Genomic DNA, 15,134 nt, shown 5'->3' on the forward strand with positions numbered 1-15,134 from the left:
GAAAGCGGCGATCTGATTCAATCAGATCGAAATCCGCTCTAGCGCTGGTCGGGGAGGCGGGCGATCAAGCCCTGTTGAGGATCATTTGCTGTAGGGTGCCCTCAGCTGACTTTCTTCAGCAGCCATCCCACGGTCGATCCGCCCGGCAGGGCTTCGCTGGTGACCGCCAACTGCTTTGTGCCATGGGGGCGGCCATGGGCATCCACCCACAGGCCTTCCTCTATCGTCAGCTTGCCCGCATTGGCGCGGAATTGCCAGGTCGCGCCCGTGTCGATGCGCAGCAGCGCGCCCATCCCGTCGGCTGTGGGCGTGGGTTCAACGCCGGGCGCCAGGTGGAAGCGGAGCTGGACGGGCAGCTTCACCGGCTTGCGGCGCCGCGCTGCGGGCGTCAGCATGTCCTCGCCACGGATTTCCTTACCGTCTCCGCTCATCAGCAGCAGGCGACGATGGACATAGCCCATGCGCCGCACATAGCCGTCATGGCTGAGGTCGAACCGGCTGCCGCTTTCCGTTTCCTGCCGGTTGATCTCGACCTCGGTCACGCCCTTGCCCAGCGTGCCGTCGGGCAGCAGGGCGGTGGAATTGCTGTCGTTCAGCACCAGCGTGCTATGGGCGGCCGTGGTGCGCAGACCCTGCGCCAGATCGCGCGGTACCCACGCGCCCTCCAATGCCGCGCCGCCGCAATTGACGATCAACCGCTGCTGCCCGTCGCTGATCTCGATCGCGCCGGTGGAGGCGCAACCCGCATCCGCCAACTGGGCGACCGGGGGCGGGGCGGCGTCCACCTGTATCACCGTGGTCCCGGCGGCCAGCCGCTGATAACCCCAGCCATTGGCCTGCCGCAACGGGCGCGCGCGGACGCGGCTGGCGCGGATGACGGCTTCGACGGTGGCGGGATCGACGGCGCCGGCCCCCTGCCAGTTGCCCAGCCCGCCATCGCCATGGGTGAGGCCCAGCAAAGCAGGAACCGCCCTTGCCAGCGCCTCCATCAGGAAAGCGGGCGTCTGTTCACGCCGCACCTCATAGACGGCGGCGACCATGGTCAGCAGCATGATGGCTTCAAGCTGGTCCAGCGGCGACCGCGAAATGATGCCGCCATCGCCATGAAGGCCGGTGTCGAGTGCGCGTTTGAGGCCGGCTTCTCCGAACAGCTTGCGCGTCGCGCCGCCGGGCAGCAGCATAGAGGCCGCCACGATCCCGCCCCAGGCGACAAGGCGCGGCAGCCCGACCGGCGCCTTGTCCGCGCCGCGGTCCAGATGGCGGGCGGTGCGGGCGATGCAGTTCAGTACCAGCGAGCGATAGACAAGGTCGCTGGACGAGAGGATCAGCGGTGCATAGGCCGACCAGAAGAACAGGCGCCAGCCCGCATTGTCGGCGCGCCAGGCGGGTTCGCTGGGCGTGTCGGCATGGGCGGTCAGCCATTTGCGCATGACGCCTTCGGCAATCGGCGCGGCCTGTTCGCGGGTGGCCACGGCGGCAAGGTCGCGCAGCCAATGGAAACCGTGCAGATAATCGGCAAAGCCCGCCGGCACGCCGGGATTGGCGAAATCCAGCCTGTCCAGGGGCAGTTTCTGGCCCCGGAACAGGAAATAGCCAGCACGGATCGCCTGGCCCGCATGGGCGTTGCCGGGAATTTCGTCGTCCGGCACGGCGAGCAGCTTGAGTGGATATTTGCCCTTCAGCCGGCGGCCGTGGATCGGCGTCTTCCAACTCAGGAGATAGAAGCGATTGGCGATGCGTTGCGCCAGCGAAAGTCCCTTGTCATCCGCGATGCGGATGAGCCGCTTGCCCTGTTCGATCCCGTCCTCCGGGCCGGATCCGGCCTCCTCGGGGGCGGGATGGGGGGAAAGGCGGCGGCGGTCGCTCACCCGCCGCGCAACGTCCGGATATTGTCGGCATAGGCGGACGGCCCGCCCCGGAAGGTCGCTGTGCCGGCGACCAGCACATCGGCGCCCGCCTCAATGGCGCGGGGCGCGGTGGCGAAGTCGATGCCGCCGTCCACCTGAAGGCGGATGTCGCGGCCTGACTTCTCGATCATCTTCCGGATCGCTTCGATCTTGCGAAGCTGGTTGCTGATGAAGCTCTGTCCGCCAAAGCCGGGATTGACGCTCATCACCAGGATCAGGTCGACATCATCGATCAGGTAATCCAGCATCTTGGCCGGGGTGCCGGGATTGAGCACCACGCCTGCCTGCACGCCCAGCGACTTGATATGCTGGATGGAGCGGTGGATATGCGGCCCGGCCTCCGGATGGACGGTCAATATGTCGGCGCCCGCTTCGGCAAAGGCGTTCAGATACTGGTCCACGGGCGAGATCATCAGGTGGACGTCGAACGGCTTCTTCGTATGGGGGCGCAGCGCCTTCACCACGCCGGGGCCGATGGTGATGTTGGGCACGAAATGGCCGTCCATCACATCGATATGGATCCAGTCCGCCCCGGCCTCGTCAATGGCGCGGACCTCCTCGCCCAGACGGGCGAAATCGGCGGACAGGATGGAGGGCGAGATCAGGATCGGGCTGGTCATTTGACTATCGGCCTTAGCCTTGGCCGCAGCCAAGGGCAACGTTCGATTAACGCTATCCACAGGCTTTTGGCCACAGGCTTTCGGCACGTGCTTTGGCCGGGACGTGCCGATCCGAATCGCGGGCTTTCAGGAGAGGACGAACAATGTCGGGTCTAGTCCCGTCGACGGCTTCGAACCCTTCGGCAGGAACTGCTTGACGCCGTGCAGGGCAACCACCTGATTTCGCTGGACGATGGGCGCAGCGATCAGGCGCATGGCGCATTCGCCGCCATCCGCCGGACGGATGTCGACGTCCACCGTGAAGCCCCGCCTGTGGCGGATCGCATAGGCGCGCAACTGTTCCATCGCGGTACGACTTTCGGCTGTGTACAGCGACACGGCGAGGGGGCGGGGAACCGTTATCCCGCGCTCCAGCCCGAAAATATCATAGACGCCGTTGGTCCAGCTCAGACTGTCGTCGCCAAGGTCGCAATGCCACAGGCCAAGGCCGCGTTCCGCCAGTGCCCCATCGTCGCTGGCGATCCGGTCGTCCAGCATCACGGGCGCCAGATGGTCTCGCAAGGCGTAGAGCGGCCAGCTATGATGCAGGGGAAGAGGCTCGGTCGGGCGCAAGACAGGTCTTTCTGAATGCCGGATCGCACCATAGGGCTGGTCTGGTTAAGGCTTGATGGATCGTATCAGCCTTGCGACGAAAAAGCCATCGGTGCCGCCCTGCGCGGCGAGATTGTCCGGCAGGGTGCGGACCCAGCCCTGCGCCGTAGGCTGGATGCCGTCAGGCAATTCGGCGGCCGTCGCAGGCAAGGCGCTGAAATCCTTCCATTCGTCGAGGAAGCGGGCGACCTGCTCCTCGCCCTCGGCGCGTTCGAGCGAACAGGTGGCGTAGATCAGCATGCCCCCCGGCTTCAGCCACGCCGCGGCGCGCGCCAGCAGTTCGGCCTGGATCTCGGCCAGCTCCGCTATCTGCCGCGCGCCGATACGGTGCAGCACGTCGGGATGGCGGCGGTAGATGCCGGTCGCGGTGCATGGCGCGTCGAGCAATATGGCGTCCGCCGGAGCGTCGGGTTCCCACAGGCGCAGGTCCGCCTGCACGATCGCGGCGGACAGGCCGGTGCGCTCCAGATTTTCATTCAGGCGCTCCAGGCGCTTTTTGGACTGGTCGACCGCCGTCACGCGCCAGCCGGCAGCGGCAAGCTGCATCGTCTTGCCGCCAGGCGCCGCGCAGAGGTCCAGCACATCGCGTCCTTCTCCCCTGCCTAGGAGGCGCGCGGGGATGGAAGCGGCCAGGTCCTGGACCCACCAGGCGCCTTCGTCGAAGCCGGGAAGATCCGGGATGACGGCGCCTTCGGGCAGGCGGACATGGCCGGGGGCAAGGCTCAGGCCATTGAGGGCCTCGGCCCAATGCGCGGTCTGGCCGGGATCACGCAGGCTGATGTCGACGGGCGGACGCTGGGCATAGGCGTGGGCCGCGGCCTGCGGCATGGCCTCGCCCCATTGCGCGGCCCAGCGGCTGGCGGTCTCATGCGGCAGCGTGGGTGGCGAGGGTAGCGCGGGATCGGCGCGGGTCAGCGTGCCGAAGACGCCATGCACCAGCTTGCGGGGGCCGCCATCGACCAGCGGCAGGGCCGTCGCGATGGCGGCGTGGGGCGCGGTGCCCAGTGCCAGCACCTGGACAAGGGCGATGCGCAGGACCATCCGCGCCTTGGCATCATGGGGAAGCGGCTGGCGCGTGGCGCTGTCGATCAGCGCGTCGAGGTCCGGCAGGTGGCGCAGCGTCTCGGCCGCGATGGCGTGGACCAGCGCCCGGTCCGCCGGGGCAAGCCCCTGCGCCGCGCCATGCAGCGCGCCTTCGAGCGGATCGCCGCGGCGCAGAACGGCATCCAGCAGGCGAAGCGCGGCGCGGCGGGCGGGGAGGCCGGGGACGTCCTTGGGGGCAGATGGTCGGGGCATGGAAAGCGCCTAGGGCAAAATGCGAGGGAAAGTAAGTTGTGTTCGAATGCGAGTCGCGCCTTTGCCGATCGGGGGCCTGGCGGCGAACGCGGGGCCCGCGCCCTGCCGACGCAAACGGCCTGGATCAGCCCGCGCCCACCAGCGGCACAATGTCCACGGGGCGGCCATTGCGCCGCAGCTCGACCGTGACGCTGGGTCGTCCCGGCCCGGCATTCCCCAGCGGATCGCCCTGCCGCACCACATCGCCCACGGCGGCGTTCAGCCGCAGCAGCCCGGTGATCAGCGTCGTCCAGCCGCCGCCATGGTCGATGATGATGATCTGCCCGTAGCCGCGATAGGGGCCAGCAAAGACGACGCGCCCCGCGGTCGGCGCGACCGCCAGCGCATCGGGCCGCGTGGCGATGGTGAGGCCCCTTGACCGGACGCCGCCTTCCGACACCTCGCCCATGCCGGTCACCAGCTCGCCGACCACGGGCAGGCGATAGGGCGGCGGCGCGCCCATGCCGCGTGGACGGGCGGGCGCGGGGGCGCGGGCCTGGTCAGGTCGGGCGGGGCGCAGCAGGGGCCCCGGCAGGGCAGCCAGCCGGTCGCGCAGGTCACCTGCCTCCTCCAGCCTGTCCATCAGGTCGACGATGTCGCGGGCCCGCTCGCCAAGGGCGAGCGCCCGGTCGCTTTCCAGATCGGCATTGGCGCGGTAATCCTGCGCCGCGAGCCGCTTTTGCGCTTCCAGCTTTTGCAGCGCGGCCTGCCTCTGCTTCAGGTCCTCCTGGCTCTGCGCCAGGGACGCCGCCGCCTGCTCGGCAGTGGCGCGCAGCGCGCGGCTGCGCTCCAGTTCCGCGCGCAGGCCGGCTGTCCGTTGCTCGATGACGGGCAGCACCTGTGCCAGCACGGCGCGCATATGGATGGCATCGTCGATCGATCCCGGCTGGACGAGCGCCAGCGCCAATGGTCGCTGCGCCATCATCTGCAAGGCGGCGGTCAGGCGCACCACTGGCTCCTGCCTGGCGGCCAGACGAGCGGCCTGCGCGCGCTGAAGCCGGGCGACAATGGCGATGCGGGCCTGCGCGGCCTGGATGTCGGCCTCTGCCTGCTGGATGCGGGCGGCCATGGCGGCGGCGCGGCGACGGGCCTGATCGGCTTCGCTGCGGGCCGCGGCCGCCTGTTTCTCCAGCCGCTCGGAACGCGACCGCGCTTCCTCCGACTGGCGGCGCGCGGTCTTCAGGGCGGCCTGTTCCTCGCTGAGGCTGGTCCCGCCAGTGCCCGTCAGGATGATGGCCTGCCCATCGGCGGCGGGCAGGCGCGATCCGGCGAGCGCCGCCGCACCAGCAAGACATGCCGCGAAGATTGCCGTCCGTCTCAACCAAGGCCCCCTGCCGGCCCGCTATGCCGACCGCATCTGACTAGGCCGTGTTTGGGCGGAATGAAAGAACCTCCATTCCCGCATATTCCTGATCGGCGCAGGAACACGGGTCCGGTGGGCGCTATCCCTCGCGATGATAGGGATGGCCGGCCAGGATCGAGCAAGCCCGCCATAATTGCTCGGCCAGCATGGCGCGGGCCATCATGTGCGGCCATGTCATCGCGCCAAAGGCGATCAGCAGGTCGGCCTTGTCCCGCTCCGCATCGTCGAAGCCATCGGCCGCGCCGATCAGGAAGCGGCATTCGCGCTTGCCGGAATCGCGCCAGCCCTCGACATGACGGGCGAAATCAAGGGAACTGAGTTGCCTGCCCTTTTCGTCGAGCATGACGGTCACCGTGCCCGGCGAGGCCGGCGGCAGCTTGCCGCCCCGGTCGGGCAGTTCGGTGATCTTGAACGGCATGGTCAGCCGCTTGGCATAACGGTCGACCAGTTCCGCTTCGGGCGAGCGCCCGATCTTTCCGCGGGCAATGATGTGGAGAAGCATGTCCCCCCACTAGAGCGGGTTTCGATCTGATTGAATCAGATCGCCGCTCAGGTTTCCTTGTTTTCCGCGATTTCTTAACCAGCGATCGGTTCCGATCGCTTGGAAATCGCTCTAACGGCTCAGGACACGCTTGTCGAAGGGCGGCTCAGGCGGTTCCCGCTACCGGCGCGTCGACGAAACCCCACATCCGTTCCAGATTGTAGAAGCTGCGAACCTCCGGCCGGAAAAGGTGGACGATCACGTCACCCGCGTCGATCAGCACCCAATCAGCCACGGGCAGGCCCTCGACGCGGGCGGAGCGGCCAGTCGCCTGCTTGATCCGCTCGGCCAGCTTCTGCGCCATCGATGCCACCTGACGGGATGAACGCCCGCTGGCGATCACCATATGATCGGCGATGCTGCTCTTGCCTTCGAGGGGGATGGAGATGGTTTCCTGCGCCTGGTCGTCGTCAAGCGACTTCAAGACAAGGTCGTGCAGGGCGGCAACGCTGTCGGCATTATGAGCCGTGTCGTTGGCGGGATGCGGTCTGGTCAAAGATGCTCCATTCTAGACAATCAACCGGCGCGTGAGCGGGTCGCGCACGCGTTTGTGTTCATATTCGCGATGCCAGAGGGGGTCTGCCTGCCGCAGCAGGGTCGCCGATCTTGGATCAGGGCGAAAGCGCAGAAGCACAAGCGCCGGCGGTCTCCAATCCGTCCATGCTGCACTCTGGCGTGCGGGCCGGACGAAGCGCCGCAGCCAGCTCATGGCCGATGAGCCACGGGCGTCCTCATCATAGCCGGGCCGGGCGATTACGGCAATGGGCATAATCCGGGCTATGCCACGCCAGTCCCTCCATTGGCCGAACTGGGCAAGATTGTCCGCCCCCATCAACCAGATGAAGCGATTGCGGCGATAGCGGCTTTGCAGCGCCTTCACCGTGTCGATCGTGTAGCGGGTATGAAGCCGCGCCTCGATCGCAGTTGGCCGGATGAGGTTGCGCCGCGCAACTTTTTGGGCGTGGGCAAGACGGGCGGGTAGGGGCGCCATGCCGGTTTTCGGCTTGAGCGGGTTGCCCGGAGAGACCAGCCACCAGACTTCATCCAGTCGCAGAGCATCGATCGCGAACAGGGAAATATCCCGGTGTCCGTCATGCGCCGGATTGAAGGAGCCGCCGAGAAGGCCGATGCGTTTCATGATTCGCCCATGCCAGTCAGCGGCCCCGCACGCAAATTCAACGGGTGTGACGGGAGCACTCTCTTATTCTTAGTGAGCTAATAAATGGCCGCGACAAGCAATCTCAGCGTCCCATCCTGTGGTGAACGGCATTGGTTAGCTTCCTAATTTCATGCCGCCTTCTATTCTGCCGCGTTCGGCAGGGCCCGAATCGCTTCCGCCGAAGAGGGTTCGCGGACCAGCGCCTCCACCGGCTCCAGTTCCTCCAGTTCTTTGCCACCCGTCTCGATATTGAGGTCGCGAAGCTTGCGCCCCGTCACCAGCACACGACCTTCGAAGCTGCCGACGAAGCTGTTATAATCGGCCACGGCCCCGTTCAGCCGGTTGCCCAGCTTCTTGAGCGAACTCGCCGCTCCGGCCAGCCGCTCATATAGTTCCTTCCCCAGCATGCCGATTCGCTTGGCCTCGTCCGCCATCTTTTCCTGGCGCCAAACCGCCGCGACGGTCCGGGCGATGGCGATGAGGTTGGTCGGCGTGGCCAGCAGCACCCGCTTTGCAAAGCCATGGTCCCAAAGCTGGGGATCATGCTCCAGCGCCGCGGAGAGGAAATGTTCGCCGGGCACGAACATGATCACATAATCGGGCGCCTCGTCGAACTGGTCGGCATAGCTTTTCCGCCCCAATGTATCGACATGCGCGCGCATGGCGGCGGCGTGGGCGGACAGCAGCCGTTTCCTCTCCTCCTCGCTCTCCGCGCCATAGGCATCCTGATAGGCATTCAGCGACACCTTGGCGTCAATCACCAGCGCCCGCCCGCCCGGAATGCGCAGGATCGCATCGGGGCGCAAACGGCCGTCCTCGCCCTCCACGCTCACTTCGGTCCGGAAATCCACATGCTCGGACAGCCCACAGGTTTCCAGGACATTGCGCAACTGCTGTTCGCCCCAGCGCCCGCGCGCCTTGGGTGCATGGCGCAGCGAATCGACCAGCCGCTGGGCCTCGGCGCGCACCGCCTCCTGGCCCGTCTTCATCGATTCGATCTCGCCGCGAAGGATGCCATAGGCCTCTGTCCGCTGCTGCTCGATCTGGGTGATCTTCTGGTCGTAGCGCTGGATCGTCTCGTTGACCGGATGCAGCAATTGCCTGAGCTGCGCCTCGCTCTTCTCATGCGCCTGCGTCATGCGCTGGTCGGCGCGTTCCAGGAAATGGCTCTGCGCCTGGTGCAGCAGCTTGCCGCCAATCTCGCTGAACTGGGCGGAAAGCTGCTCCTTCGCGTCCTTGAGCGCGGCGATCTGCGCCTCGAAGGCTTCCGCCCGTGCCTGCGTGTCGGATCGCAACGCCGCCAGTTCCCGCCCCGCCACTTCCCGCGCCGCGCGCTCCGCTTCCACCTTCTGCGCCAGATCCGCCGCCTGCGCCGCGCGTTCCTGCGCCACCACCAGTTCCTGGATGGCGGCATTGCGCTGGGCCGCCGCCATGTCGAGCTTGCCCGCCAGATCGGCCTTTTCCGCCAGCAGCGGAGCCACGGACCGGCCCCGCGCCAGCCAGCCGATCGCCAGCCCCGCGACCAGAGCGACAATGACAAAGATGGTGGCCAGGCTGTCCATATATGCCCCTTTCCAGAACGAAAGGTGAACCTAGCCGCATGACGTCAATGCCGCAAGTCGGATTGTCTCGCCACAGAATTGAAAAAACAGATAAAAACTTAAGAATAGTGACAAGTCGTAACCGATATTAAAGAGAAATAGTGCAAGAAATAGATTGTCGAATTTCCCTTTTGCACGCGTAAATCCGCTCCATTTCTGCCGAAATTATCAATGGATCATGTCAGTTGCACCGGTCGGGCGCAGGCCGATCGAGCGCGACGACGGTGATGATCGTCGAAATCTGCGCACTGACAGATGTACTGCACACCCGTGTTCGATCGAATGAGCCTGCTGGCCATTCTTCCGGATATTCCGCATTGAAGGCGGGTTTTCCCGCCGCGATATAGGGCGCGGTATCGGAACAGAAATTGTCCAGGACGCAGCCTTCGAACAGGATCGCGTCGAACAGGGGAAGGAGCTTGGCGGATGATTTGCTCGCGTTCTTCTGCACCGGTTTCAGCCCATAGCCCCGTGCCCGAACCGACAGGGCGGTGACATAATCGATCATATCCTGCTCGGTCAGGGCGAAGCCGGTGGTCGATGCGCCATCCTCGAAGGAATCCATGACGTCGAATTCGACATAATCAAATCCCTTGTCGCGGCACATGCGCAATCGGTCATCCATGATCTGGATGAACTCGGGATAGCGGCGGATGTCGATATAGCGTTCCCCCGCAAAACCGGGATAGCTGTTGCCCAACAGTCCGGAAATGGCGGCCAGGCTGGCATAGTCTGGACGATTATTTTCGGCCGATCCAATGTCGAGATAACAGATCGTCCTGATCCCGCTGGCCTTGGCAAGCGTCACATAACTCGTCGGCGTGTCGAACCCGTCGACGTCGAGATAGGCGACCGCAGGCGGTGTCGCCGGTAATCCCTGGCTCTGCAATATCCAGTCCCAACTGGACAGCGGCGGCGGTGACGGGGTCGGTGACGGGCTGGGCGAAGGCGCTGGTGTTGGCGCGGGCGTCGGAGTCGGGGCGCTATTGTTGTTGGCGCCGCCACCGCTACCGCCACCACCACAGCCAGCAAGCATCAAAGCTGCCATTGCCAAGGCGCTGAGTTGCGAGAGATTTTTGTGAGCCGGAGACATAGTCATGGTCCCTGTATTTCGGGAACATTGATCGTGGATCACGAAATGGTTCCGGCGGGACGGGCAATCAAAACTGGCAACCTTATAAAGAAAAACAACTCACTCTGGGATATACCCTAAGATATAAATCAAATTTTATAATCGACGATCTCATATGTCGAATGATAGACCAATCTATTCATGAACGGGACAATTTTATGGGAATGCTGGTTAAATGAAGTTGACATAAGATCGTATCTAACAGCACATTAACCATGGAAAAAAATTGTTAAAAATCGAGTCGCCCCAAGATTGCGTGGTTTGACTGTAGCCATATGCGGCGCTTCCGATGTCCGGGCCGCAAGGGCGTTTTGAGAAAAGTGAGCTTTTTACTCTGATATCGCCTTATTGGCACGGATAATGGCCGGGACGGGCCGGATGGCATCGATTTATCGTCGATGCCAGGAGAAGTGCTGTCCTTCATTGTCCAATATATGTTCTGTCTCGGCTTTGCCGAATAAAAGAAAAAACGTTCAGGTCGCAAACTTATGATGTGATTTCCAGGATCCATAAGTTTGGGGGTTTGTCATGACCTTTGGCCATAGCGTCACAATAGACGGCTCTCTGGATGACTGGTTTGCCACCGATCGGATCGATGACAACAGTAATTCCGGCTATCAGATCTATTCAACCGTGGATAATGGCGACTTCGTCTTCGCGCTGAAGGCGCCCGTCGCCATCGGGACGAATACGACGATCTGGCTGAACACGGATGGCAAGACGTCCACCGGCTATCAGATATTCGGCTATGCGGGCGGCGCGGAATATAACATCAATTTCGCCGCCGACGGGACGATCAATCTCTATACCGGCGCTGCAGGTGAGACCCTGGTGCTCGGCGGCCTGACCGCCGCCTGGTCCGCTGATCACACGACCGTCGAATTCCGGCTGCCGACCGCTTCGGTGGGCAATCCGGCGGCGATGTACAGCTATTACGACATCAACGACACGATCTTCCTGCCGTCGAACTACCAGTCTGCACCTTTCACGGTCTTCAATCAGCCGACGGCGACCGAGGCGCCCGACATGCGGATCGGCATCGTCTTTTCGCAGACGACCTCCGATGCCTATTTCAACTCGACCGCCTATTCCCAGCTCTTCATGTCGGTCCAGTCCCAGGCGATGCAGGCCGGCATCCCCTTCGACATCCTGACCGAAGCCGATCTGACCGATCTCAACAAGCTTTCCCATTATGACGCGCTGGTCTTTCCGTCCTTCCGCAACGTACCGGTCGACCAGGTGGAGGCGATTACCCACACGCTCGAAATGGCCAGCAAGCAACTGGGCATAGGGCTCATCACCGCGGGCGAGTTCATGACGAACCAGCCCTATGTGAGTGGAGGCACCATTGGCGGCGACCCGCTTCCGGGTGATCCCTATGCGGCGATGAAGGTCCTGTTCGACGCCACGCGGGTCACGGGGGGCACCGGCAACGTGCAGGTGAACGCGACCGATCCGGCGGGTCTAGTGCTGGATCACTATACGAACGGACAACTCGTCAACAGCTACACCAATGTCGGGTGGAACGCCTTCACCAGCGTCAGCGGCACTGGCCAGACGATCGCGACCGAAACCATCAACGGCGGCCAGACCTATACGGCGGCGCTCGCCACCCAGACGGGATCGGCGCGCAATGTCCTCTTCTCCAGCGACGGCGTCATGGCCGACGCCAATATGCTGCAACAGGCGATAAGCTATGCGGTCAACGGGACCGGCCTGTCGGTCGGCCTGCATCTGACCCGCGATTCCGGCATCGTCGCTGCGCGCGTCGACATGGATCAGAGCCAGGAACTGGAAGACGTCAATCCGCCGGGATCCACGCCGGGCATCTACGACAAGCTGTTGCCCATCCTCACCCAATGGAAGGCCGACTACAATTTCGTCGGCAGCTTTTTCATCAATGTCGGGAATGGAACGAACGGCACCGGCACGGACTGGGCCATATCGGCGCCCTATTACAAGGCGATACTGGATCTGGGCAGCGAGATCGGCACGCACAGCCTGACCCATCCTGACGATACCAACAAGCTGAGCGCGAGCCAGATCGCGACGGAGTTCGGCGGCAGCACCTCGATCATCAACACCCAGCTCAGCAATTATCTGGGCTACGCCTTCCAGGTGGCCGGCGCCGCTGTCCCCGGCATGCCGGAAACGCTGCCGGTCTCCCAGGAGATCATGAAATATGTGACGGATTATCTGACGGGCGGCTATGCGGCGCAGGGGGCGGGCTTTCCCAATGCCTTCGGCTATATGACGCCCGACAATCAGAGCCAGATCTATTTCGCGCCCAACACCTCCTTCGATTTTACCCTGGTCGAGTTCCAGGGAAAGAGCGTGGCTGATGCCACCAGCGCCTGGCTGGCCGAATTCGACAAGCTCGTTGCCAATGCGCAAACCCCTGTGATCGTCTGGCCCTGGCATGATTATGGCGCGGCGGACTTCGTGTCGGGCAGTCCGACGGCTGACGGCCCCTATGACATTTCGATGTTCAACGCCTGGCTGCAACATGCGGTCGCGGCCAACATGGAATTTGTGACACTGGACGATCTGGCGCACCGGATGACGGCGCTCAAGAGTTCGACAATCACCTCGACGGTGGTTGGAACCACCATCACCGCCTCCGTCACGGGAGCCAATGTCGGCAATCTCTCGCTCGATGTCGACCGCCAGGGATCACTGGTCATACAGAATGTCTCGGGCTGGTATGCCTATGACAGCGACAGCGTATTCCTGCCGCAGAGCGGCGGCACATTCACCATCCACATGGGCGCTGCGGCAGACGACGTGACCCATATCATCGACCTGCCGATGCGGTCGGTGCTGATGAACGTCACGGGTGACGGTCGCAATCTGGCCTTCTCGCTGGTGGGCGAGGGCAAGGTCATCATCGATATCGCCAATCCCGGCGCCAAGGACGTCATCGTCAGCGGCGCCACATTGGCCAGCCAGGTCGGAGAGATCGTGACGCTGGATCTCGGCAGCTCCGGCCTTCACAATGTCACGCTGGAAACGGGATATCAGCCCGTGATCACTTCCGACGGCGGCGGCGACAGCGCGGTGTTTTCAAGGCCGGAGAACGGCACATTGGTCACCACCGTCACCGCCACCGATGCGGATGTCGGTGACGTCGTCGCCTATTCCATATCCGGCGGGGCGGATGCGGCCAGGTTCGCGATCAACAGCACGACCGGCGTACTTTCGTTCATCAACGCACCGAATTTCGAAGCGCCCACCGATGTCGGCCAGGATAATGTCTACAATGTGGTGGTCCGCGCCTCCGACGGCTATCTGTTCGATGAACAGGCCATGGCGGTCACCGTCACCAATGTGAACGAGGTGCCCGTCATCACCTCAAATGGCGGTGGAGCGTCAGCGGCCATCTCCGTTCCTGAAAACACCACCATAGTGACCACGGTCCAGGCGATCGACCCCGACGCGGGGACGACGCTGGTCTATTCGATCGTCGGGGGTCCGGATCGCACGGCATTTGCGATTGATCCATCGACGGGAGCGCTCAGTTTCCTGACCCCGCCCAATTACGAAGCCCCTGCCGATGCAAACGGAAACAATGTCTACAGCTTGACCGTCCGCGCATCCGACGGGACATTGTTCGCTGATCAGGCGATCAACGTCACCATTACCAATGCGAACGAATCCACGCCCGTCATCACTTCGGGCGGCGGTGGCGACACGGCTGCCATTTCCGTTTCCAGCGGCACGAAACCCGTCATGAAGGTGACGGCCATCGATCCTGATGTCGGCACGACGCTGGTCTATTCGATCGCCGGGGGAGCGGATGCCAGCAAATTCACGATCAACGCGTCGACCGGCCAGCTCAACTTCCTGAACGCGCCCAATTTTCTGCTGCCGACCGATGCCGGCAACGACAATGTCTACGATGTGACGGTTCGCGCTTCGGACGGAACATTCTATGACCAACAGGCCATTGCAGTGACCGTCACCATATTCAACGCACCGCCGATCATCACGTCCAATGGCGGTGGCGCGTCGGCCACGATCAATGTGGCGGAGAACAGGACGGCGGTGACGACTGTCCATGCGACCGATGTCAATATCGGCCAGACCGTCAGCTATTCGCTGGGATCGGCAGTTGATGGATCACTCTTCAATATTGATCCGGCCACGGGTGTCCTGACCTTCAAAACGGCTGCGGATTTCGAAAGTCCCACCGACTCCAATCAGGACAACCGCTACCAGGTGCAGGTGTTGGCGACCGACAGCCTGGGTGCGCAGGATTTCCAGAACCTGACCATCGTCATCACCAACGTCAAAGGCGTTTCGCTGACGGCGGCGAATGGCGGATCGACGCTGACGGGCACGGGGGAGGAAGATACGCTGAAGGGAGCGGCGGGCAACGACACGCTGATCGGCAACGGCGGCAACGACACGCTGGTCGGCAATGGCGGTAATGACGTTATCGATGGCGGAGCAGGCAATGATCGCATCACCGGCGGAGCGGGGGCCGATATATTGACGGGGGGTTCGGGTGCCGATCTGTTCATCTACAATGCAATCGGCAACAGCACGCCCCTCGTCATGGATCGGATCATGGATTTCGAGGATGGCATCGACAAGATAAGCCTGTCTGGCATCGATGCCAATATTGTGCTTGGCGGCAGTCAGCACTTCGCATTCGTTACAGGAGCCTTCACCGCGCCCGGACAGATCCATGTCTATTCGGACGGCACGGATAGCTTTGTCGAAGCGAATACGGACAATAATCCTGCAACGATTGAAATGGCGATCAGGTTGATCGGTGTGCATAACCTGACCGCGAGCGATTTCCTGCTTTAGGCCTGGACAT

11 protein-coding genes are annotated in these 15,134 nt (G+C 63.2%); 1 reads left to right on the forward strand and 10 read right to left on the reverse strand.

What is annotated here, in order from left to right:
• Positions 1-101: 101 nt before the first annotated feature.
• The 10 genes from ACN9MX_RS12675 to ACN9MX_RS12720 all read right to left on the reverse strand — a co-directional run bounded on the left by ACN9MX_RS12675 (position 102) and on the right by ACN9MX_RS12720 (position 10,225).
• Positions 102-1,868 carry a heparinase II/III family protein gene (locus ACN9MX_RS12675; RefSeq protein ID WP_363830564.1) on the reverse strand — a complete coding sequence of 589 codons (1,767 nt, stop codon included), beginning with the start codon at positions 1,866-1,868 and terminating at the stop codon, positions 102-104.
• Positions 1,865-2,527: a ribulose-phosphate 3-epimerase gene (rpe, locus tag ACN9MX_RS12680; RefSeq protein WP_363738389.1), complete on the reverse strand. Its 663-nt coding sequence runs from the start codon at positions 2,525-2,527 to the stop codon at positions 1,865-1,867. Before rpe ends, ACN9MX_RS12675 begins: the two co-directional genes overlap by 4 nt.
• A gap of 126 nt (positions 2,528-2,653) precedes the next feature.
• Entirely contained in the window at positions 2,654-3,139 is a 486-nt protein-coding gene (locus ACN9MX_RS12685) for a diguanylate cyclase (RefSeq protein WP_363830566.1), read from the reverse strand.
• A 45-nt stretch (positions 3,140-3,184) separates the two neighbouring features.
• Positions 3,185-4,474 (reverse strand): RsmB/NOP family class I SAM-dependent RNA methyltransferase, encoded by a 1,290-nt coding sequence (locus tag ACN9MX_RS12690; protein WP_363738393.1) that lies wholly within the window; start codon positions 4,472-4,474, stop codon positions 3,185-3,187.
• Between the two features lie 124 nt (positions 4,475-4,598).
• The gene (locus tag ACN9MX_RS12695) at positions 4,599-5,834 is read right to left on the reverse strand and encodes a murein hydrolase activator EnvC family protein (protein WP_363830569.1); all 1,236 of its coding nucleotides are present in this window, start codon (positions 5,832-5,834) and stop codon (positions 4,599-4,601) included.
• Between the two features lie 121 nt (positions 5,835-5,955).
• The gene (locus tag ACN9MX_RS12700; protein WP_363830571.1) at positions 5,956-6,378 is read right to left on the reverse strand and encodes a 23S rRNA (pseudouridine(1915)-N(3))-methyltransferase RlmH; all 423 of its coding nucleotides are present in this window, start codon (positions 6,376-6,378) and stop codon (positions 5,956-5,958) included.
• 145 nt (positions 6,379-6,523) lie between these two features.
• Positions 6,524-6,913, reverse strand: coding sequence for a ribosome silencing factor (gene rsfS, locus ACN9MX_RS12705; protein WP_007686701.1), 390 nt, complete (start codon positions 6,911-6,913; stop codon positions 6,524-6,526).
• Between the two features lie 12 nt (positions 6,914-6,925).
• The gene (locus tag ACN9MX_RS12710) at positions 6,926-7,558 is read right to left on the reverse strand and encodes a nicotinate-nucleotide adenylyltransferase (protein WP_363738943.1); all 633 of its coding nucleotides are present in this window, start codon (positions 7,556-7,558) and stop codon (positions 6,926-6,928) included.
• 158 nt (positions 7,559-7,716) lie between these two features.
• Positions 7,717-9,138, reverse strand: a complete 1,422-nt coding sequence (gene rmuC, locus ACN9MX_RS12715) for a DNA recombination protein RmuC (protein WP_363830573.1) — start codon at positions 9,136-9,138, stop codon at positions 7,717-7,719.
• Positions 9,139-9,358: 220 nt separating this feature from the next.
• A complete protein-coding gene (locus ACN9MX_RS12720; RefSeq protein WP_363830576.1) occupies positions 9,359-10,225 on the reverse strand; it encodes an endo alpha-1,4 polygalactosaminidase in 867 nt (288 codons plus the stop codon).
• 612 nt (positions 10,226-10,837) lie between these two features.
• Between ACN9MX_RS12720 and ACN9MX_RS12725 the strand changes: the two genes are divergently transcribed.
• Positions 10,838-15,124, forward strand: a complete 4,287-nt coding sequence (locus tag ACN9MX_RS12725) for a cadherin domain-containing protein (protein WP_426387043.1) — start codon at positions 10,838-10,840, stop codon at positions 15,122-15,124.
• The last annotated feature ends 10 nt before the right edge of the window (positions 15,125-15,134 follow it).

The organism is Sphingobium sp. R-21, from assembly GCF_049913335.1.
GTDB lineage: Bacteria > Pseudomonadota > Alphaproteobacteria > Sphingomonadales > Sphingomonadaceae > Sphingobium.

Coding starts and splice junctions, on each gene's coding strand:
- rpe (WP_363738389.1), bottom strand. CDS start 2,527: ATGACCAGCCCGATCCTGATCTCGCCCTCCATCCTGTCCGCCGATTTC.
- ACN9MX_RS12690 (WP_363738393.1), bottom strand. CDS start 4,474: ATGCCCCGACCATCTGCCCCCAAGGACGTCCCCGGCCTCCCCGCCCGC.
- ACN9MX_RS12700 (WP_363830571.1), bottom strand. CDS start 6,378: ATGCTTCTCCACATCATTGCCCGCGGAAAGATCGGGCGCTCGCCCGAA.
- rmuC (WP_363830573.1), bottom strand. CDS start 9,138: ATGGACAGCCTGGCCACCATCTTTGTCATTGTCGCTCTGGTCGCGGGG.
- ACN9MX_RS12720 (WP_363830576.1), bottom strand. CDS start 10,225: ATGGCAGCTTTGATGCTTGCTGGCTGTGGTGGTGGCGGTAGCGGTGGC.
- ACN9MX_RS12725 (WP_426387043.1), top strand. CDS start 10,838: ATGACCTTTGGCCATAGCGTCACAATAGACGGCTCTCTGGATGACTGG.